Here is a 20307-nt window from a genome sequence, read left to right as displayed (position 1 = left end):
CCCGATGCAAGACCAACCGATCCTTCACAAATCTATCCCCTTTGAAGCGCAACCGAGCCTGCCCGGTATCCAGCCGTTGAAAGACGGTGACTGGTTGTGGGTGGACGAGGTTTATGCAGCCCAGATGGCTTTGCGGGACCAGTTGATCGCAAATCAGCCTGAGGCGGTTCACCACATGTCCGATGAGGCCAGCGAAGCGGCGCGGGAACTGCTGGCACTGGCACTGGATGAGCTGCGGAAGAAAGACGGTTTTATCGTTGCGGAGGAACAGGTTACGCGCCCTGATGGACGCAAGATTTCACTGGATTGGTCAGTGCCTTTGCTGACACTCGGGCAAATCTCGCAGGCTGATTACTGCATCCTGCAAAAGCCCGAAAGTTCGGACGAACACATTCTGACAGCCGCGATTCTGTGCTTTCCTTCCAGTTGGATGCTCAGTGAAAAGGCGGGTCGCCCGTTGACCGACATCCACATTCCGGTGCCTCAGTATGATGCGGAACTGGCCAAGCGTGTGCAGCGCCTGTTTGACGGGGTGCAGGTGGGGCGGCCCCTGTGGCGGGCCAATACCCTATGGCACAGCAATCCGACGCTGCATCAACCCAAGAGCAAGCTGAAGCCCCGCCGTCCCGAAGACGCGGGCGCAGCCTATCGCCGATCCGAGCGGCAGGTGATCTTTCGCTTGCCGGAAAGCGGCGCGGTTGTGTTCTCGATCCATACTTTCCAGATCGCCAACCCCGCTGGCTAAAGGGGGTTACCCCTGAATCTGGGCGGCCATGATGGCGATGGCCTTCTGGTAGACGCCTGCCGCGTTCCATTCCTGAATCACACGGAAATTCGGCTGGCCTTCCTGAAAGCCAGCCCCCCGCTGCCAGCCTTTTTGCGCAAGAAAGTTCGCGGTCGAGGCCATAGCGTCCGAGAGATTGTAGAAATCGATGCGCCCGTTGCGGTCCGAATCCACCCCGTAGCGAAGGGCGTTACCGGGTAGGAACTGGGTGTGTCCCAACTCTCCATGTTTGGCGCCTTTGGTTGCGCCGCTGATAGAACCGCGATCCACCAATTGCAGCGCGGCCAGCGCATGAGGCGCGAAGAAATCACTGCGGCGACAGTCAAAGGCCAAAGTCACAATGGCCGAAACCACCGGCGTGTCACCCATAAAGCCGCCAAAACCGGTTTCCATCCCGTGCAGTGCGATCAGGACACCTCCTGGCACTCCGTAGATCCGCTCTAACGCGTCATAGAAGGCCCGATCACGGGCCAGACGCTTGCGTCCCTGACTGACGATGGTGGTGGCGCCGCGGACCTGCATGAACTTCTCAAGGCTGTACTTGAAGCTTTTCTGGTTCCGGTCGGCCGAGATCGTTCCCGTGGAATAGCGCGCCTGCGCCAGTGCATCCAAACCGGCCTGACCCACACCGTTGCGAATGGCCAAGCGGGCAAAGTCAGCCTTCCACCCATCAAACCCCGCCGAGGTGTTGCTACAGGGCGCCGCAAAGGCGGGGGCGGTGCCAAGGGTCAGGATCAGGCCAAGGGCAGACAACAGTTTCATCGGGCAAAACCTATGGTGGAAAGGGCGTAAAATATATCGCCAGCTTAGCCCGCCTTGGCCACAGAACAACCCGCAACCGCCTTACACAAAAGGAAAAAGGGCGCCCGCGAGGGACGCCCTTTCATACAGTGCAATCCGGAAGGGATTAGCAGCTGTAGTACATTTTGTATTCGACGGGGTGAGGAGTGTGCTCGAACGAGTACACTTCTTCCATCTTCAGATCGATATAGCCTTCGATCTGGTCTTTGGTGAACACGTCGCCAGCCAGCAGGAAGTCCATGTCTTTCTGCAGCTCGTCCAGAGCCTCACGCAGCGAGCCGCAAACGGTGGGGATACCAGCCAGTTCTTCTGCGGGCAGGTCGTACAGGTTCTTGTCCGATGCTTCGCCGGGGTGGATCTTGTTCTTGATGCCGTCGAGGCCAGCCATCAGCAGAGCTGCGAAGGCCAGGTAGGGGTTCGCTGCCGGATCGGGGAAGCGAGCTTCGACGCGCTTTGCTTTGGGCGATTCGGTCCACGGAATACGGACGCAGCCCGAGCGGTTGCGTGCCGAGTAGGCGCGCAGAACGGGTGCTTCGAAACCGGGAACCAGACGCTTGTAGCTGTTGGTCGAGGGGTTGGTGAAGGCATTCAGCGCTTTCGCGTGCTTCAGGATACCGCCGATGAAGAACAGTGCCTCGTCCGACAGGTCAGCGTATTTGTCGCCAGCGAACAGGGGCTTGCCGTCTTTCCAGATCGACATGTTCACGTGCATACCCGAACCGTTGTCGCCCGCCATCGGCTTGGGCATGAAGGTCGCGGTTTTGCCGTAGGCGTGCGCTACGTTGTGGATGATGTACTTGTACTTCTGGATGTTGTCGGCCTGCTCAACCAGGGTTCCGAAAATCAGACCCAGTTCGTGCTGGCTGGTCGCCACTTCGTGGTGGTGCTTGTCCACCTTCATGCCGATCGCCTTCATGGTCGACAGCATTTCCGAACGGATGTCCTGTGCGTCGTCCACGGGGTTTACGGGGAAGTAGCCGCCTTTGAAGTCAGCGCGGTGTGCCAGGTTGCCGGTTTCAAACTCGGCGTCCATGTTCCATGCAGCAGTCTCTGCATCGATCTGGTACGACACTTTGTTCGGTGCGACCGAGTAACGGACGTCGTCGAACAGGAAGAATTCTGCTTCGGGGCCGAAGTAGGAAACGTCACCGATACCCGATGCTTTCAGGTAGGCTTCTGCTTTTGCAGCGGTACCGCGGGGGTCACGCTCGTAGGCTTCGCCGGTGTCGGGCTCAACGACCGAGCAATGGATCGCGATGGTTTTTTCGGCGTAGAAGGGGTCGATGTAGACCGAGTCAGTGTCGGGCATCAGTTTCATGTCCGATGCTTCGATCGACTTCCAGCCTGCGATCGACGAGCCGTCGAACATGAAGCCTTCTTCCAGAAAGTCTTCATCTACCAGATCGGCAACAACGGTCACGTGCTGCAGCTTACCGCGCGGGTCGGTGAAGCGGATGTCAACGTACTGGACGTCCTCATCTGCGATCAGCTTGAGAACAGCGTCTTTGCTCATGTTCCCTTTTCCTCTCTTTGGTGGGTTGGTTTTAAGACGGCGCCGGAATTACAGCGCGTCTTGGTCGGTTTCGCCGGTCCGGATGCGAATTGCACGCTCAACGGGGCTGACGAAGATTTTGCCATCACCGATCTTGTCGGTCTTGGCGGCATTGATGATCGCTTCAATCGCGGCGTCTACCTGATCGGCAGGCAGCACAACCTCGATCTTCACTTTGGGCAGGAAGTCGACAACGTATTCCGCGCCACGGTACAGTTCGGTGTGGCCTTTCTGGCGTCCGAAACCTTTGACTTCGACTACGGAGAGGCCTTGTACGCCTACCTCCTGAAGTGCTTCTTTCACTTCGTCGAGTTTGAAGGGTTTGATGATCGCCTCGATTTTCTTCATGGCCTGCCTCCTCATGTCGGGTTGGGTCACTTCAGATCATTTCTGTTTCAGGTCCACAATCGGATAGCTTATTCTAGCCTAGCGTGCCCCCGCCGAATTTATAGGCGCGTATAAAAAATGTGCAAGGTGATCAAGAATTGTGCAGTTTGAAAACTTTGGGGTGAATTGATGGGCGAAATCCTGACGGCTGCACAAATGCGCGCCAAAGAAAAAAGTATCATGGACAGTGGCGCAGCCTCGGGGCTGGAGCTGATGGAGCGGGCCGGTCGCGGTGTAGTTGATGCTGCGATTCATGCAATCGGCGATCTGACATCCTGCAATCATCATGCGGTTGTACTGTGCGGTCCGGGGAATAACGGCGGCGACGGCTTTGTCATTGCCCGTACCCTGTCCGAGATGGGCTGGACGGTTGAAGTGTTCTTTTGGGGCAAGGCCGAGGCTCTGTCCGGCGACGCCCGCCACATGCACGATCTTTGGACTGCTATAGGCGAGATTCGCCCGATGACGGCTGAGGCCGCAGGGCAGGGCGTCTGCCCGACATTTTTGTTCGATGCGATGTTCGGAATCGGGATCAGCCGCCCGATCCCCATCGACTGCGCCCGCGCATTTGAGACCGTCACAAAGCGCCAAACCGAGGACGGTATGAAGCGTTGCTTTGTGGTCGCGGTCGATTGCCCCTCGGGGCTTGATGTGGATTCGGGCGAGGTACTGGTGCCGATTCTGGAAGAGGACGCGGATGATGAGGCTGTCATGGCTTACTTTCCCGAGACCGTCCGCCCGCGTTTGCTGCCACTGCACACAGATCTATGTGTCACGTTTCATGCGCTCAAGATGGGGCATTGTCTGACAGAGGTCAGTGATCTTGCTCCAGCGGTGGTCGATATCGGTCTGGACGCTGATGCAGTGGGGCAGGTGCCGATTCCCGCAGGTGGTCCGACAGTGCAGGTGCCGCCGCCCGAACTGCCCACAAAGGCGTGGGTGCGGGCTGTCACCGCCATCGGGGCCGGTGGCCACAAGTATGACAGAGGGCACGCGCTGATCCTTGGCGGTGGTCCGGGTAAGGGGGGCGCTGCCCGTATGGCTGCCCGTGCGGCACTGCGCGTCGGCGCAGGGCTAGTGACGCTGGCTGTGCCGCCCGAAGCTGTGGCCGAGAATGCTGCGCAACTGAACGCCATTATGCTGTCCGAGGTTTTGGACGCCAAAGCGCTGGCTACAATGCTGGAAGATGATCGTCTTAGTGCGATCTGCGTGGGGCCGGGGCTGGGAGTTGGCCAGCGGACCCGTGATCTGGTTCTGACCGCACTTCGCATGACGGCTGAGGATGGACGGCGCGTGATTCTGGACGCCGACGCGCTCGGAAGCTTTGCTGATACGCCTGAGGATTTGTTTAAAGCCTGCCACGATGGTGTGACGATCACGCCCCATGAAGGCGAGTTTGCACGGCTTTTCCCTGATCTGGGCCAGCGTGTGCGCCGTAGCGACCCTTCAAAGCCCGCTTTGGGTAAGGTCGACGCAGCATTGCGTGCCGCAGAGCGTCTGGGGGCAACCGTTCTATTGAAGGGTGAGGCCACCGTTCTGGCCGATCATCGCGGCGCCAGCGCAATTCACAGTGCCTTGTATGATCGAAAAGCGCCTTGGCTTGGCACAGCAGGGGCTGGCGATGTGCTGGCAGGGCTGATCGCAGGGCTTTCCGCCGCGCAGATGGCGCAAATCTCGCACGCGATCGATCTGGCCGCTGTGGCGGCGTGGCTGCACGTGGAATGCGCCCGCAGCTTTGGCCCCGGCCTGATCGCAGAGGATCTGCCAGAGCAGCTACCAAAGGTTTTCAGAGATCTGGGGTTTTAGGCCGCAGGGCAGTGCAGCTCTAGCCCGTCCGCATAGACGATGCGCGGCTGATCAAAGTAAAGGCGGATCACCTGTAGGCGCGCATCCTCTACCTTTTTCAGGAATTCCCCATCGACCAGTGCAGCGGCGGTCATCAGGGCCTGTGCTTTTCCGGTCATCGCTTTGGAACGCCAGTCGCGGATCAACAGCTTCTGCCCGGCGGGCAGTAGCGTATCCTGTTCAGGGCGATCATGGCCGAGACTTCCGGCGCGGATTCGGATGGCGTCACATTCGATGGTCTCAATCTCAACCCGCGCAACAGCGACCATTCCCGCATCCCGCGTAATGATCCGGTCACCGGCCTTCAGAGATTCGACGTCAACAGCACCCTTTGCAGTTAATATCTGCGTGCCAGTGGCAATGCCCCAAGACCGTTGGATGTTCTGAGCCACATCGGATGCCAGTTTTGCGTCGAAATACATCGCCACCTCTTTAAAAAGCACTTCCCCCCAGAAGTGTCCTTAGAGAAACAAACTAAACGGGGCGAAATTAAGGCGGGGTTAAAAAAATTCATTTTGCCTCTCGCCACCGCCGCCGAGCTTTGCTAATCAGCACCTCCGATGCGGGTGTGGCGAAATTGGTAGACGCACCAGATTTAGGTTCTGGCGCCGCAAGGCGTGGGGGTTCAAGTCCCTCCACCCGCACCACGGATTTCCTCAAAATCGATATGATTTTTTGGCAAATGGCGCAGCTGCTTGGCATGTGCCTGTTTCTGTGCGCGGGTTTTATAGTTGGCGCGGTTGTCTGACGGCGCGGCTGTGACGGTTGGCGCAAAATGCCTTCAATGGACGTTAACCTTTCTGGCGCGCGGCGAAATTTTTCTTAATTAAAGGCGCTTTGCCTGCCCGTTAGGGGCAGTCGCAGGATTCGCCTTGATTACGCCGCACCGCAGCGCATTCCCTATAGGTAAGGGGCAGGGCGCAAATACGCCTTGCGCCCTTGGCTTCAGCGCCTTAGAAGGCCCGAAACCGATCCGGCGGGCACGTGCCTGCCTTAATTTCTATGGGGAAACGAATGCAGGTCACTGAGACGCTGAACGAAGGTCTGAAGCGCGGTTATGCGATCACCGTCACCGCAGCCGAACTTGATGCCAAGGTCAACGAGAAGCTGATCGAAGCGCAGCCCGAAATCGAGATGAAGGGCTTCCGTAAGGGTAAAGTCCCGATGGCTCTGCTGAAAAAGCAGTACGGCCAGCGTCTGCTGGGTGAAGCCATGCAGGAAACCATCGACGGCGCGATGAACCAGCACTTTGAGCAGTCGGGCGACCGTCCTGCCGCACAGCCTCAGGTCAAAATGACCAATGAGGACTGGAAAGAAGGCGACGACGTTGCTGTCGAGATGTCCTACGAAAAGCTGCCCGAGATCCCCGAAGTGGACCTGTCGGGCGTCAAGCTGGAAAAGCTGGTTGTCAAAGCTGACGACGCGCAGATCGACGAGACTTTGGAAAGCCTGGCAAAGAACGCTCAGGATTTTGACGATCGTGACGAAGGCGCTGCTGCAGAAGACGGCGACCAGATCGTATTCGACTTCCTTGGTAAAGTAGACGGCGAAGCCTTCGAAGGCGGCGCGGCTGAAGATTACCCGCTGGTTCTGGGTTCGAACAGCTTCATCCCCGGTTTCGAGGATCAGCTGGTCGGCGCGAAAGCTGGCGAAGAAAAAGACGTGACCGTGACCTTCCCCGAAGAGTACGGCGCAGCGCATCTGGCCGGCAAAGAAGCCGTGTTCGAGTGCAAGATCAAAGCGGTTAAGGCGCCCAAAGCAGCCGAGATCGACGATGAGCTGGCGAAGAAATACGGTGCAGACGATCTGGAAGCCCTGAAGGGTCAGATCCGTGAGCGTCTGGAAGCAGACTTCGCGAACACTGCCCGTCAGGTGACCAAGCGCAAGCTGCTGGACGCTCTGGACGGTCTGGTAACCTTCGAACTGCCCCCGAGCCTGGTCGAAGCAGAAGCCAAGCAGATCGCACACCAGCTGTGGCACGAAGAGAACCCCGAGGTTCACGACCACAACCACGGCGCCATCGAGCCGACCGATGAGCACAACAAGCTGGCCGAGCGCCGTGTGCGTCTGGGCCTGCTGCTGGCCGAGCTTGGCAACAAAGCCGAAGTCGAAGTGACCGATCAGGAAATGACTCAGGCAGTTATGGCGCAGGCGCGTCAGTACCCCGGTCAGGAACGTCAGTTCTTTGAATTCATCCAGCAGAACCCGCAGATGCAGCAGCAGCTGCGCGCGCCGATCTTTGAAGACAAGGTCGTTGACCACATCTTCGCTCAGGTTGAGCTGACCGATAAAGAGATCAGCAAAGACGAGCTGAAAGCAGCTGTCGACGCGCTGGAAGACGAAGTCGCCTAATTCAGGCGCACTGCGTTAGAGATTGAGGGCCGCTCCTGAATGGGGCGGCCCTTTTTTCATGCCATGAGCTTTTGGTGGATGCGTCGCAGTGAGTATTTCAGTCAAGAAGAAGCGGGTTCGCTGAGGGGCTTCTTCTTGATGAAAATACTCCATCGCACGCCTTCCGCCTGTGCGCCGACTGGATGGGCAGGGCCATGAGTATTTGGGCAATAAGGAAGCGGGAGGTAGTTGTGGGGAATGTGCGAGAAACGGTTTTGGCTGATGCTTGGGCTATTGCTGAAATTCATGTGGCTGCGCGGCGAGAAACCTACCGCGGATTGTTGCCGTCCAGCTTGTTGGATGGGTTGGAAACATCTGAGAAGCGAGCTTTGTGGTAGGAGGTTTTCTCTCTTGCGGCGGATCGGGATGATTTAGCGGTATGTGTGGCTGAGATGGGCGGGGAGCGTGTTGGCTTTGTCTCAATGCGCCCACAGCCAGATGGCGGGTTGAAGGCTGCCGGATTCGGGGCTGAGGTCTCGGCCCTATATGTGCTGAAGCGGGCGCAGGGATGCGGGCTTGGACGGGAATTGATGCGCTGGCTCGCGGTGCGAATGGCGGCGGCCGGATTGGGCGGCGTGGCCTTGTGGGTGCTGGAGAGCAATAAGGGCGCACGGGGGTTTTACGAAGCGCTGGGAGGCGCGCCTGTTGCCGAGCGCCTTGAGGATCGCGGTGGGGCAGAGGTGCGGGCCGTGGCCTATGGCTGGCGGGATTTGTCGACGTTGATCTGATCCGCCAATAAGAAACGCCGCGCAGGTGGGCTGCGCGGCGTCATAGCTTCGGGATTTGGGTAAGGCGATTGCCTTACTCCGAAGCGGTCTCTTCGTCGTCGTCCGAAGCAGCCGAGCCGAGGTCGTCGAACAGCTGCGAGACTTCGAATTCTGCAGCAGCTTCTTCTTCGGCAGCCAGTTCCTGGATCGACTTGCCCGAAGCCTGCAGTTCTGCTTCTTCCACCGAGCGGGCAACGTTCAGCTGAACGGTTGCCTGAACTTCGGGGTGCAGAACGACGTGTACGTCGTGCAGGCCCAGTTCTTTGATCGGTGCAGTCAGGACAACCTGCTTGCGGTCAACCGAGAAACCAGCTTCGGCAGCTGCGTCTGCGGCGTCACGGGTGGTGACAGAACCGTAGAGCGAACCGGCGTCCGATGCCGCGCGAATCACGACGAACTGCTGGCCATCCAGCTTTTCGGCCAGTGCAGCGGCTTCTTTTTTGGTTTCCAGGTTACGTGCTTCCAGTTGGGCTTTCTGGACTTCGAAAGCAGCGATGTTTGCTTTCGAGGCGGTCAGAGCCTTTTTCTGGGGCAGCAGGTAGTTACGGGCGTAGCCCGCTTTGACGTCAACGACTTCGCCCATCTGGCCAAGCTTTGCTACGCGCTCAAGAAGGATCACTTGCATTGTAGTATCTCCTTATTTCACGGCGTAGGGCAGCAGAGCGAGGAAGCGGGCGCGCTTGATGGCACGAGCCAGTTCACGCTGCTTCTTCGCCGAAACGGCGGTGATACGCGAAGGAACGATCTTGCCGCGCTCAGAGATGTAGCGCTGCAGCAGACGGGTGTCCTTGTAGTCGATCTTGGGTGCGTTATCGCCCGAGAAGGGGCACACCTTGCGACGGCGGAAAAACGGTTTGGTAGCCATGGTTTACTTCCTTTTCCTAAACCGCTCAGCGACGCTCACGGCGTTCGCTACGCTCGCCGCGCTCTTCGCGCTTCTGCATCTGGACCGAGGGGCCCTCTGCGTGCTCGTCGACCTTGATGGTCATAACGCGCATCACGTCGTCATGCAGACGCATCAAGCGTTCCATTTCCTGAACCGCTGCCGAGGGGGCGTTGGTGCGCAGGAAGGCGTAGTGGCCCTTGCGGTTTTTGTTGATCTTGTAGGCCATGGTCTTGACGCCCCAGTATTCGCTACCGACGACGTTGCCACCATTGTCCTTCAGGACGGTCGAGAAGTGTTCGATCAGGCCTTCGGCCTGAGCGCCGGAAAGGTCCTGGCGCGCGATAAAGACATGCTCGTAGAGAGCCATGTTATATCTCCGTTCATATACAAGCGCGTTTCATAGGGCGGGTTTGCATCCTTCGCCCCACCCACGAGAGGCCGCGCGGTTCAGTTATTTGCGAAGGAAGCGCCGATATACACGAGTTTGCTAAAATGACAAGCGCCGGTGACGGATGCGTTCAGCCTGTTGGCGCTAAATCTGAGGGCACGCAGAAATGTGGCAGGGATTGTTGCACCCTACCGCGCAAACTCCGCGTTCGCGCCTCATTGTTGCCTCGAAGGTTTAATCATCTGTTAACGAACCAAAAACTGTTTAGGGATAGGGACATGGTGGTTCTGAGTGAAACCGTTACAGGGCGCAATGCTGCGCCACCTATGAGTGATGCCTTGGAGGTCGAACCGACGATCTGGGGCTTTGTTGTGTATTGCGTGGGACAAAGGGACCGTGTGTTCCCGTTGATCCGGATAGCCGCGACCGTTTGTGGCGTGGGACTGGTCAGCGCCGCGCTTGGGTTATGGATATGGCCGGGACTGGCCATCAAGAACGAGATCCTGCTGGTCAAGCTTGGCATATCGTTAGTGTCGTTCTTTGCAGGGATGATCCTGCTGCAAGCCGGGCAGGGCACAGGGCGCCCAGAGGTGCAGCTGGATCTGCAACGTCGCGAATTGCGCGTGCTGCAACGGTCGCGCCGTGGGGCCAGCAAGCTGATTGCCTGCCACCCCTTTGCGCAGTTGGCCGACGTGCATTTCGACGATGGCGAGATGGTCGCGCTGGACCGCGCAGGCCGCGAAGTGCTGCGGATGCGGGTGAACGGGTCCATTGACCCCCATCGCTTTGGCGAGCGGATGCGCCGCGAGATCTGCGGCCTGGCCTAAGCGCCGTCATCGCAAGGATGAACAGATAACCGCAAAATCATCGGTTTTACTGTTCATCCGCTCACAGACCGTGTGGGCCAAACGCGAATTGCCCGAAGCCGCGCTTCGGGCAATCTTGGTTTCCGAGAAAGTACAACCCTCTCTGGAGACTTCATCATGAAATCGACTCTGATCGCAGCCCTGCTGGCCGCCACTGCAACCGTTGCCTCTGCTGCACCCGAAAAATACACCCTCGATTCCAGCCACAGCCAGATTGTGTTCCAGTACAATCACTTGGGCTTCTCGACCACTTGGGGGATGTTCTCGGGCTTTGAAGGCGAGATCATGTTTGACGCCGAAGCACCTGCAGACAGCTCGGTCACCGTTGAATTCCCCACCGCGTCGCTGATCACCGGCTGGGACGAGCGTACCACCCACTTTCTGACTGCTGATTTTTTTGATGCAGAAGCCGCGCCCGCCGTTAGCTTTGTTTCGACCGGCATCGAAGTGACCGGCGATAAGACCGCCAACATCACCGGCGATCTGACCATCAATGGCGTAACCAAAGCCATCGTTCTGGACACCGTGATGAACCAGATGGGCGATCACCCGATGGCGGGCAAGCCTTGGGTTGGTTTCAACGCGACCACCACTGTGCTGCGCAGCGAATTCGACATGGGCATGTACGCGCCCTACGTCAGCGACGAAGTCGCGATCCAGATCTCGATCGAGGCAATGAAGGCCGAATAAGGCCGGACTTACGGGCGTTTCCGGCAAATATCCCTGTTGGACCGCCCTATAACCGTATGTTTTATTGAAACTCCCCGCCGGTTCTGTCATCGGCGGGGAGTATTTGTTTTATATTAGTGTTCTCCGATAAGGCAGCGCCCGCGCGTGTATTTGTTTGCGCAATTTTGGGAGGCTGATCGGGATTTTACCCTGATGGAATTAATAAAATGGGGATAGGACATGAACAGTGTTGTACATCTGTGCGCGAATTTGCTGCGCGACGAGTATTTCTCGATCTTCGAGAACTTTAGCCGTCTTGAGGCGCAGTCGCTATGGTTGACCCTATGGGCGGTCAGCGTTGTTCTGGGAATTCTGGTGTTTGCGGTCTATCGCCGGTCGCCGGTGATGGTGTTGGTCTCGACCGTGGCGGCGGTGGCGTTCTGGAGCACCTCTGACCGCATGCAGCAGCAACAGGACAGCTATTTGCCCCGTATGGCCCAGATCGAAGGGATCTGTATGGCCGAGATGCAGGGACCGGCGATCTCTTTGACGCGGGACGAGGATGTTCAGGCCATGCTGGCACCCGATCCGATGTCTGGCGGCATGATGATGGTCCCGACTGAATTGCTGGCGATGCTGCCGGTCAACCAGCGTGACCTGCCTTATGCACTGGCCTTCGTGTTGTCGGCTGTGGTGTTCGTGCTGTTGCTGGCGGGAACCCTGCTGGGGCGCAGTCGCCGCAAGGCCGAGGTGGATACGAAAAAGGCGGCCTGAGCCGCCTTTTCCGAAACGTTGTGATCGCGGCGCTTAGCGCGTGGCGGTCAGGGCAACTGTGATCTGAACGTTAAAGCCAAGGTTGGCCTCATCTGTCATCCCGTCGCCAATGGCGAAGGCGCGGCGGTCTACGGTCATGGTGCCGTTGGCGGTCGCAGTGTCGCCGGTGATCTGCAGATCAAAGGGTAGGGTGGCTGCAACACTGGTGCCCTTGATGGTCAGGGTGCCTTGGGCTTCATGGCCGGTCTCTGTCTGCACCAGATCGGCATCGAAGACGGCGGTCTGGTAGGTCTCGGCATCAAAGTAGTCCGGTCCCATCGCCTGATCACTGACTGTCCCCAGCGTGAGCGAGGGGATCGAAATGGTGACGGTTGTGTGGCCTTTCACAGGGCCTTCCGCATCGGGGTCATAGGCGATCTCTGCGGTCCAGTCCTGAAACTGCCCCTCAACTGCGCTGCCCATCTGCTGGACGGTGATGGCGATCTGTCCCGATTGTACGGCCCATTCGCTGTCCGCTTGTTCTAGGGCAGGGGCGCTGGCGGTTGGTTCGGGGTGGGTGAAGGCTCCGGCGGCGACACCCGCCAGAACAACGCCCGCCCAGATCATCAATGCCAGAATCGGTGCGAAGATGTTGTGGTGTTGTTTGGGCAATGGCGGCACGGCGGGAAAGCCGGGCAGCATCCGCAGAAGGGTGGCATCGCGATCGATCACATGGTGCTTTACCGCGCCCGCGATATGCAGGATCAGCGAGACGATCAGCACTTTGCCGAAAATGTCGTGCAGCACCGAGGCGGTTTCAGACAAAGCGGCATCTTTCGCCACGAAGGGCAGGTTCTGACCAAAGGGCCACCAGATTGGCGCATAGCCGTCAACGGCGGCGTGATGCACCCAGCCTGTCAGGGGCACCAGAACCAGCGATCCGTAAAGCAGCCAGTGGACGGTCTCGGCCAGCGTGGCCTCTAGCGGTTTGTCTGCATTCAAAAGCCCAGGTTTCTTTTGGGTCATGGCCCAGAGGATGCGGATCAGGGCGACGAAAAATACCGCCACTCCGAGGGTTTTGTGCATAGAAAAGGCAAATGTCTTGGTCGCAAGCTCTGCGCTGGTCTCATAGGGCAGCTCTTCCGCGATCATCCCGAGGGGAATCAGCGTCAGGATCAGCAGGGCTGTGGTCCAGTGCAGGGTTTTCGCGACAGCGCCGTAGCGCATTTCGCTATTGGAAAGGGGCATGAGGGGGTCTCCGGTAATCTAGTCCTGATCCTAAGCATTTACGCGCGAGCGCCAATCTCAGTTCCCGCACAATATCTGTGCCGCTGCTTGTCGTAGGGGGAAGATGCGTCTATCCCTCGGCGAAACGCAGTTAAAGGGGATAACCAATGACACGTGCTTTCGTGTTCCCGGGACAAGGGGCGCAGACGATCGGAATGGGTAAGGCGCTGGCCGAAGCCTATCCCGCAGCCAAGGCGGTTTTCGACGAGGTTGATGAGGCTTTGGGCGAGAACCTGTCCGGTCTGATCTGGGAAGGTGATATCGAGACCCTGACCCTGACCCAGAACGCGCAGCCTGCGCTGATGGCGACCTCGCTGGCGGCCATGCGCGCGCTGGAAGCAGAAGGCATCGAGGTGTCTTCGGCAGCTTTCGTGGCGGGCCATTCGCTGGGAGAATATTCGGCATTGGCGGCAGCGGGTTCCCTGTCGGTGGCCGATTGCGCCCGTCTGCTGCGTCTGCGCGGCAGTGCGATGCAGGCGGCTGTGCCTGTGGGCGTTGGCGCGATGGCGGCCTTGCTGGGGCTGGACTTTGCAACCGCTGCGGCTGTGGCAGCAGAGGCGGCTGGCGACGAAGTCTGTCAGGCGGCAAATGACAACGATCCTTCGCAGGTCGTGATCTCGGGCCACAAGGCGGCGGTCGAGCGTGCTTGCGATCTGGCAAAGGAAAAGGGCGCCAAGCGTGCGCTGCTGCTGCCTGTGAGTGCGCCGTTCCATTGCGCATTGATGCAGCCTGCAGCCGACGCGATGGCCGAGGCTCTGGCCGGTGTGGAGATTAAGGCCCCAGTGGTGCCGTTGGTGGCCAACGTGCGCGCCGAAGCTGTGACCGAAGGCGGTTTGATCCGCGATCTGTTGGTCGAGCAGGTCACCGGTTCGGTCCGCTGGCGCGAGAGCGTGGCGTGGATGGCGGCGCAGGGCGTCACCGAAATCTGGGAAATCGGTGCGGGCAAAGCCCTGAGCGGCATGGTCAAGCGTATCGACAAGAGCGTTGCGACCCGCGCGGTTGGCACTCCTGATGATGTAAAAGCGGCTGTCGAGGCCGGTTGATCGGTAAGGCCGGGGGCTTTGCGCCCCCGGACCCCCGCAAGGTATTTGGACCAAGATGAAATAGGGTCCTGCGAGGAAGGAATTAAGAGATGTTTGATCTGAGCGGTAAGAATGCACTGGTCACCGGTGCCTCGGGCGGGATTGGCGGCGAGATCGCCAAGGCCCTGCACGCAGCGGGCGCGACCGTTGGTCTGAGCGGCACCCGTGTGGAGCCTTTGGAGGCGCTGGCGGCGGAATTGGGCGAGCGCGCCCATGTGTTGCCCTGTAACCTTGGTGATGCGGAAGCTGTGGAAGCGCTGCCGAAGCAGGCGGTCGAGGCCATGGGTAGCGTGGACATTCTGGTGAACAACGCCGGTATCACCCGTGACAACCTGTTCATGCGCATGTCGGATGAAGAATGGGCGCAGGTTCTGGATATCAACCTGACATCGACCTTCCGTCTGTGCCGTGGCGTTCTGCGCGGGATGATGAAGGCACGCTGGGGCCGGATCGTGAACATCAGCAGCATCGTAGGTGCCACCGGCAACCCTGGTCAGGGCAACTATGCAGCTGCCAAAGCGGGCATGGTGGGAATGTCGAAGTCGCTGGCCTATGAAGTGGCCGCACGGGGCATCACTGTGAACGCGATTGCGCCGGGCTTTATCGCCACTGCCATGACCGACAAGCTGAACGACAAGCAGAAAGAGGCGATCCTGACCCAGATCCCTGCGGGCCGTATGGGCAACCCCGAAGAGATCGCAGCGGCGGCTCTTTATCTGGCCAGCAACGAGGCGGGTTACGTGACCGGCACCACCATCCACGTCAACGGCGGCATGGCGATGCTATAAGCGCTTCTGCGCGGCCTTGTGCGAAAGCGTTTGCGTAGGCGATGCGATGTGCTATAGGCGGCGCAGATTTTTAGCCGGAGGTGTTTGTCACAGACGCTTCGGCTGTTCGACCGGCGGCGCTTGTCTCCGGAATGAGAGCCGCCCTTACGGGCAAAGAGACCGTCCACCCCTCGGGGCGAGGGCAACAATCGGGCGATAAGCCTAAGAAGTGATGAGGAATTGACATGAGCGATGTCGCAGAACGCGTAAAGAAGATCGTTGTAGAACATCTGGGCGTTGAAGAAGACAAGGTCACCGAGAACGCTTCGTTCATCGACGATCTGGGCGCAGACAGCCTGGACACCGTAGAACTGGTGATGGCGTTCGAAGAAGAGTTCGGCATCGAAATCCCCGATGACGCAGCTGAAACCATTCAGACCTTCGGCGACGCTGTTAAATTCATCAGCGAAGCTTCCTAAGTTTCTCTCTTTATGAGAGACGGACGGCGCCCCTAGCGGGCGCCGTTTTTGTTGGCGAATCAATCCTGCTATGCTGCCAATGAAAGCTGCGATTGCGGCACTGCAGCGTCGCGGAAAGCCGCAAAACCGGGCCCAGAATGTGGCCAAGGCCTTGCCCCGACAGGGAAAGGCGGGGTAATGAGCGGCAAAGCATCAACGAAGAAGGGCAGTCACATGCGTCGCGTCGTGGTCACAGGTCTGGGTATGGTTACACCGCTGGCATGCGGGGTCGAAGAAACTTGGACGCGTATTCTTGCTGGTGAATCGGGGGCGGCTCCGATCCAGAGATTTGATGCCAGCGCGCTGGCAACCACCTATGCTTGCGAGATTCCTTACGGGGATGGCACCAACGGGACCTTCAATCCCGACGAATGGATGCCCGCCAAAGAGCGCCGCAAGGTTGATGATTTCATTCTCTATGGTGTCGCCGCAGCGACTCAGGCTGTTCACGATGCGGGCTGGACCCCTGAGGACGAGGAAAGCCTGCTGCGCACCGGTGTGATGATCGGCTCGGGCATCGGTGGTCTGAACTCGATCGCCGAGACGGCGCTGCTGATCAAGGAAAAGGGCCCGCGTCGTGTGTCGCCGTTCTTTATTCCTGGCGCGCTGATCAACCTGATCTCAGGTCAGGTGAGCATTAAGTTCGGTTTCAAAGGCCCCAACCACGCTGTGGTTACCGCCTGTTCGACCGGTGCCCATGCCATTGGCGATGCGGCCCGTCTGATTCAGCATGGTGATGCGGATGTGATGGTTGCTGGCGGCGCGGAAAGTGCGATCTCGGAAATCGGGATTGCGGGCTTTAACGCCTGTAAGGCGCTGTCGACCAAGCGTCCCGATGCGCCGGAAGCAGCAAGCCGTCCCTATGACATCGACCGTGACGGTTTCGTTATGGGCGAAGGCTCGGGCGTTGTGGTTCTGGAAGAATACGAACACGCGAAAGCACGCGGTGCCAAGATTTATGCCGAAGTACTGGGCTATGGTCTGTCGGGTGACGCCTATCACATCACCGCCCCCAGCGAGGATGGTGAAGGCGGCGAGCGTTCTATGCGTGCGGCACTGAAAAACGCAGGTATCGAGGCATCGGCGATTGATTACATCAATGCGCACGGCACCTCGACCATGGCTGACGTGATCGAGCTTGGCGCGGTCGAGCGTCTGCTTGGGGATGCGGCTGGCAAAGCGACCATGTCTTCGACCAAGTCGATGACCGGTCACCTTCTGGGCGCGGCTGGCGCGATTGAGGCGATCTTCTCGATCCTGGCGATCCGCGATCAGGTTGCGCCGCCGACCATCAACCTGGACAACCCTGCGGTTGAAACCAAGATCGATCTGGCCCCCAACAAGAAAGTTGAGCGCGAGATCAACGTGGCACTGTCGAACAGTTTTGGCTTTGGCGGCACTAACGCGAGCGTACTGTTCGGGAAGGTCAGCTGATGTGGCGGAGTGTCGCCTCGAACGCGCTGACGTTTCTGGTTGTTGCGATCTTTCTGTTGGCTGGCGTGGTCCTATGGGGCAAGCGCCAGTACACGGCTGAGGGACCGTTAGAGGCGGCGATCTGTCTGCGCGTAGAGCGTGGCAGCAACTTTACCCGCGTCAGCGACTGGCTGGCCTCGGAAGGGGCGATCAGCAGCCCGCAGATCATGCGCATCGGTGCCGATTACGCGGACAAGACCGCGCAACTGAAGGCGGGCAGCTATCTGGTGCCCGAAGGCGCATCGATGGAAGAGATCGTCGATATCGTGACCCGTGGTGGTGCCAGCTCTTGCGGGACAGAGATTGTCTATCGCGTTGGTGTAAACTCGCTGCTTGGCGAAGTGCGCGAGATGGACCCCGCAACGGGCCGCTTTGAGGAAATCGCCGAGTACACACCCGGTGGCGACACCGAGGTGCCTGCGGAAGTGACCGAAGTCAAAAGCCGTGCTGATACGCGCTATCGCGTGGCGCTGGCCGAAGGTGTGACCAGCTGGCAGGTGGTAGAGGCGCTGAAAGCTGTGGACGTGCTGGAAGGCGAGATTGCGGCGGTTCCCGCCGAGGGCTCGCTGGCGCCGGACAGCTATGAGGTTAGCGTTGGCGACAGCCGTTCTAGCGTCATTGACCGGATGGTTCAGTTGCAAAACGACCGGATTGCATCGGTTTGGGCGACGCGGGTGTCTGATCTGCCGATCGCGACGCCGGAAGAGATGGTGACGCTGGCCTCGATCATCGAGAAAGAGACTGGTGTGGCATCGGAGCGCCCTCTGGTGTCCAGCGTCTTTGTGAATCGTCTGGAGCAGGGGATGCCGCTGCAAACCGACCCGACGGTGATCTATGGCGTGACCGAAGGAAAGGGCGTCTTGGGCCGTGGCCTGCGTCAGTCTGAATTGCGCCGCGAGACCCCCTGGAACACCTATGTGATCCGTGGCTTGCCGCCGACACCGATTGCGAACCCTGGTCTGGCCAGCCTGCAGGCCGCCGTAGGCCCCGCCCAGAGCGACTATTTGTTCTTTGTGGCCGATGGGACTGGCGGACATGCTTTTGCCGCCACACTGGCCGAGCATAACGCCAATGTAGCCAAATGGCGGGCCATCGAGGCCGAGCAAGCCAAGACAGCAAACTGATCGAAAGGCGCCCTCTGGGGCGCCTTTTGCATTTCGGGCGCCGCTATCGCGCCGCTGCCTCCGGCGGAGGTATTTTCCACCAAGATGAAAGAAGCTTACCGCGAGGTTGAGAGGCCGCGCGGGCTGACGGCGTGTCACTATGCGGTTTCGATTGCGGAGCGTAGTCTTGGACCCAAGCTGGACGGAACCGGAGCATTTTGAGGCAGGCGCCGGTTTTCTTGTGCGGGCTCACGCATGAGAGGCAAGAGACCATGAGCAATATCACTGAAACAGACCAGCCCACCGATCGTTTGCTGCGCGACATTCGCGCGGCCGCAGGACAAGTGGGCGATCTGATGAATGAAGTGATCACCCTTCAGGAGGGTATTCGCAGCGGAGTTGTGGATGCGCCGAAGGAGAGTGAGAAACGGTTGGCTGAGCTGCGTAAATGGCTGAGCCGTGCCTATGAGTTGGAGAACCAATATGACGTGCGAACAAGAGGACGGGCCGGTGGCGGAGCAGAGTTGGACCTTGCCGGGGCAAGGGCTTCGATCGGGCGCCGACTGGATCGCTTGCGCGCCGCACGGGGTGAGGGAGGCCTTTTTGGACAGTCTGACTGAACCGGAGCTGGTTGCTTTGCCTTGGCTGTTCGATTTCTGGGCGATGCCGCACCAGTTGCCGCCATCGGGGGATTGGCGGGCTTGGGTGATTATGGGAGGGCGCGGCGCGGGGAAAACCCGCGCCGGTGCCGAATGGGTGCGATCCCGTGTCGAGGGGGCGCGGCCTATGGATGCGGGGGACTGTTCGCGCATCGCCTTGGTGGGGGAGACCTTTGATCAGGTGCGCGAGGTAATGGTGTTTGGCGAGAGCGGGATCATTGCGTGCTCGCCCCCTGACCGGCGACCCGAGTGGGTTGCAGGACGGCGGCGTTTGGTGTGGCCGAACGGGGCTGAGGCGGCGGCATTCTCGGCCCATGATTTTGAGGGGTTGCGCGGGCCACAGTTTGACGGGGCTTGGGTCGATGAGTTGGCCAAGTGGAAGAACGCGCAGGATGCGTGGGACATGTTGCAGTTTGCGCTGCGGCTTGGAGACGACCCTAAGGTTTGTGTGACGACCACACCGCGCAATGTGGGGGTCTTGAAGCAGCTTTTGGCGGCGCAATCGACTGTGGTGACCCATGCGCGGACGCAGGACAACCGTGCCAATCTGGCGGAGGGGTTTCTGGCCGAAGTAGAGGCGCGCTACGGGGGCACGCGGCTTGGCCGTCAGGAGTTGGATGGCGTGTTGCTGGAAGAGGCTGAGGGCGCGTTATGGCGCTCTGGTGCATTGGCGGCGGCGCAGGTGGTTGAGGTGCCAGTGCTGGACCGTGTGGTTGTGGCTGTGGACCCGCCGGTGACGGGGCATTCGGGATCGGATCTATGCGGGATCGTGGTTGTGGGTGTGACCATGCAAGGGTCGCCGCAGGCTTGGCGGGCCTATGTGCTGGAGGATGCCTCGGTCGGGGCGGCGTCGCCTTTGACTTGGGCGCAGGCGGCGGTTGCCGCGTTTCACCGCCACGGGGCGGATCGGCTGGTGGCTGAGGTCAACCAAGGGGGCGATTTGGTAGAGACCGTCTTGCGACAGGTGGACCCGATGGTGCCTTACCGCAAGGTTCATGCATCGCGCGGGAAGGTGGCGCGGGCCGAGCCTGTGGCGGCGTTGTATGAGCAGGGACGAGTGCGCCATGTGTCCGGCCTTGATGAACTGGAAGATCAGATGTGCCGGATGGGGCCGCGTGGCTATGAGGGCAAGGGCAGCCCTGACCGTGTTGATGCGCTGGTCTGGGCTTTGACCGAGGTGATGATCGTGGGCGCGGCAACAGTCCGTCGCCCGAGCGTGCGCAGCCTTTGAGACCCACCGTACGGTGGTCCGAGAAACTTTTAACTTTTTGGCAAGATAGTGCTTTTCAACGACGCGGGACGGGCTCGGGTCGGATAAAACGGAGGGAC

At 59.4% G+C, this 20307-nt stretch carries 21 protein-coding genes, 1 tRNA gene and 1 pseudogene; 15 read left to right on the top strand and 8 right to left on the bottom strand.

The genetic code is table 11. The annotated features are described in order from the left end of the window. The first annotated feature begins 4 nt into the window (after positions 1 to 4). Positions 5 to 745 carry a heme-dependent oxidative N-demethylase family protein gene (locus CLV74_RS09490; RefSeq protein ID WP_106263995.1) on the top strand — a complete coding sequence of 247 codons (741 nt, stop codon included), beginning with the start codon at positions 5 to 7 and terminating at the stop codon, positions 743 to 745. Positions 746 to 751: 6 nt separating this feature from the next. Here CLV74_RS09490 and CLV74_RS09485 read toward each other — a convergent pair whose 3' ends face one another. The 3 genes from CLV74_RS09485 to CLV74_RS09475 all read right to left on the bottom strand — a co-directional run bounded on the left by CLV74_RS09485 (position 752) and on the right by CLV74_RS09475 (position 3485). Continuing rightward, entirely contained in the window at positions 752 to 1546 is a 795-nt protein-coding gene (locus CLV74_RS09485) for a lytic murein transglycosylase (RefSeq protein ID WP_106263994.1), read from the bottom strand. A gap of 145 nt (positions 1547 to 1691) precedes the next feature. Then, entirely contained in the window at positions 1692 to 3098 is a 1407-nt protein-coding gene (glnA, locus tag CLV74_RS09480; RefSeq protein ID WP_106263993.1) for a type I glutamate--ammonia ligase, read from the bottom strand. 48 nt (positions 3099 to 3146) lie between these two features. Beyond that, positions 3147 to 3485, bottom strand: a complete 339-nt coding sequence (locus tag CLV74_RS09475) for a P-II family nitrogen regulator (protein ID WP_106263992.1) — start codon at positions 3483 to 3485, stop codon at positions 3147 to 3149. A 168-nt stretch (positions 3486 to 3653) separates the two neighbouring features. Here CLV74_RS09475 and CLV74_RS09470 point away from each other — a divergent pair, with 168 nt between their 5' ends. Beyond that, positions 3654 to 5330: an NAD(P)H-hydrate dehydratase gene (locus tag CLV74_RS09470; RefSeq protein WP_106263991.1), complete on the top strand. Its 1677-nt coding sequence runs from the start codon at positions 3654 to 3656 to the stop codon at positions 5328 to 5330. Here the strand turns inward: CLV74_RS09470 and CLV74_RS09465 are convergent. Next, positions 5327 to 5791 carry a Hint domain-containing protein gene (locus tag CLV74_RS09465; protein ID WP_106263990.1) on the bottom strand — a complete coding sequence of 155 codons (465 nt, stop codon included), beginning with the start codon at positions 5789 to 5791 and terminating at the stop codon, positions 5327 to 5329. The two genes, CLV74_RS09470 and CLV74_RS09465, sit on opposite strands and share 4 nt — an antisense overlap. A gap of 140 nt (positions 5792 to 5931) precedes the next feature. Here CLV74_RS09465 and CLV74_RS09460 point away from each other — a divergent pair. From CLV74_RS09460 to CLV74_RS09450, 3 genes and pseudogenes are all read left to right on the top strand, one after another. Next, a tRNA-Leu gene (locus tag CLV74_RS09460) sits at positions 5932 to 6016 on the top strand. Between the two features lie 367 nt (positions 6017 to 6383). Further along, positions 6384 to 7721 (top strand): trigger factor, encoded by a 1338-nt coding sequence (gene tig / locus CLV74_RS09455; protein WP_106263989.1) that lies wholly within the window; start codon positions 6384 to 6386, stop codon positions 7719 to 7721. Positions 7722 to 8137: 416 nt separating this feature from the next. Then, a pseudogene (locus CLV74_RS09450) lies at positions 8138 to 8488 on the top strand (N-acetyltransferase family protein); the annotation flags it as partial. Positions 8489 to 8561: 73 nt separating this feature from the next. Here the strand turns inward: CLV74_RS09450 and rplI are convergent. Genes rplI through rpsF form a run of 3 tightly spaced genes read right to left on the bottom strand, consistent with a single transcriptional unit; the run spans position 8562 to position 9780 of the window. Further along, a complete protein-coding gene (gene rplI / locus CLV74_RS09445; protein ID WP_106263987.1) occupies positions 8562 to 9152 on the bottom strand; it encodes a 50S ribosomal protein L9 in 591 nt (196 codons plus the stop codon). Positions 9153 to 9164: 12 nt separating this feature from the next. Then, positions 9165 to 9392, bottom strand: a complete 228-nt coding sequence (rpsR, locus tag CLV74_RS09440; protein ID WP_013961325.1) for a 30S ribosomal protein S18 — start codon at positions 9390 to 9392, stop codon at positions 9165 to 9167. Positions 9393 to 9417: 25 nt separating this feature from the next. After that, positions 9418 to 9780: a 30S ribosomal protein S6 gene (rpsF, locus tag CLV74_RS09435; protein ID WP_106263986.1), complete on the bottom strand. Its 363-nt coding sequence runs from the start codon at positions 9778 to 9780 to the stop codon at positions 9418 to 9420. Between the two features lie 299 nt (positions 9781 to 10079). Here rpsF and CLV74_RS09430 point away from each other — a divergent pair, with 299 nt between their 5' ends. From CLV74_RS09430 to CLV74_RS09420, 3 genes are all read left to right on the top strand, one after another. After that, on the top strand, positions 10080 to 10628 hold the full coding sequence (locus tag CLV74_RS09430; protein WP_146134921.1) for a hypothetical protein: 549 nt from the start codon (positions 10080 to 10082) through the stop codon (positions 10626 to 10628). 156 nt (positions 10629 to 10784) lie between these two features. Further along, the gene (locus CLV74_RS09425; RefSeq protein ID WP_106263984.1) at positions 10785 to 11357 is read left to right on the top strand and encodes a YceI family protein; all 573 of its coding nucleotides are present in this window, start codon (positions 10785 to 10787) and stop codon (positions 11355 to 11357) included. A 219-nt stretch (positions 11358 to 11576) separates the two neighbouring features. Continuing rightward, positions 11577 to 12110, top strand: a complete 534-nt coding sequence (locus CLV74_RS09420; protein WP_106263983.1) for a hypothetical protein — start codon at positions 11577 to 11579, stop codon at positions 12108 to 12110. A 33-nt stretch (positions 12111 to 12143) separates the two neighbouring features. Here the strand turns inward: CLV74_RS09420 and CLV74_RS09415 are convergent, their stop codons facing one another. Next, positions 12144 to 13337, bottom strand: a complete 1194-nt coding sequence (locus tag CLV74_RS09415) for a cytochrome b/b6 domain-containing protein (protein ID WP_106263982.1) — start codon at positions 13335 to 13337, stop codon at positions 12144 to 12146. 146 nt (positions 13338 to 13483) lie between these two features. Here CLV74_RS09415 and fabD point away from each other — a divergent pair, with 146 nt between their 5' ends. The 7 genes from fabD to CLV74_RS09385 all read left to right on the top strand — a co-directional run bounded on the left by fabD (position 13484) and on the right by CLV74_RS09385 (position 20209). After that, positions 13484 to 14419 (top strand): ACP S-malonyltransferase, encoded by a 936-nt coding sequence (fabD, locus tag CLV74_RS09410; protein ID WP_106263981.1) that lies wholly within the window; start codon positions 13484 to 13486, stop codon positions 14417 to 14419. An 89-nt stretch (positions 14420 to 14508) separates the two neighbouring features. Then, positions 14509 to 15246, top strand: coding sequence for a 3-oxoacyl-ACP reductase FabG (fabG, locus tag CLV74_RS09405; protein WP_106263980.1), 738 nt, complete (start codon positions 14509 to 14511; stop codon positions 15244 to 15246). 224 nt (positions 15247 to 15470) lie between these two features. Beyond that, on the top strand, positions 15471 to 15704 hold the full coding sequence (locus CLV74_RS09400; RefSeq protein ID WP_106263979.1) for an acyl carrier protein: 234 nt from the start codon (positions 15471 to 15473) through the stop codon (positions 15702 to 15704). Positions 15705 to 15917: 213 nt separating this feature from the next. Beyond that, positions 15918 to 17177 carry a beta-ketoacyl-ACP synthase II gene (fabF, locus tag CLV74_RS09395; RefSeq protein ID WP_106264232.1) on the top strand — a complete coding sequence of 420 codons (1260 nt, stop codon included), beginning with the start codon at positions 15918 to 15920 and terminating at the stop codon, positions 17175 to 17177. After that, positions 17177 to 18340, top strand: a complete 1164-nt coding sequence (mltG, locus tag CLV74_RS09390; RefSeq protein WP_106263978.1) for an endolytic transglycosylase MltG — start codon at positions 17177 to 17179, stop codon at positions 18338 to 18340. Before fabF ends, mltG begins: the two co-directional genes overlap by 1 nt. A gap of 251 nt (positions 18341 to 18591) precedes the next feature. After that, positions 18592 to 18939, top strand: a complete 348-nt coding sequence (locus CLV74_RS23140) for a hypothetical protein (protein WP_245888502.1) — start codon at positions 18592 to 18594, stop codon at positions 18937 to 18939. Beyond that, positions 18923 to 20209, top strand: a complete 1287-nt coding sequence (locus tag CLV74_RS09385) for a DNA-packaging protein (RefSeq protein WP_245888501.1) — start codon at positions 18923 to 18925, stop codon at positions 20207 to 20209. Before CLV74_RS23140 ends, CLV74_RS09385 begins: the two co-directional genes overlap by 17 nt. The last annotated feature ends 98 nt before the right edge of the window (positions 20210 to 20307 follow it).

The organism is Donghicola tyrosinivorans (assembly GCF_003003355.1).
GTDB lineage: Bacteria > Pseudomonadota > Alphaproteobacteria > Rhodobacterales > Rhodobacteraceae > Donghicola > Donghicola tyrosinivorans.
This window is presented reverse-complemented; position numbering and strand designations above follow the sequence as displayed.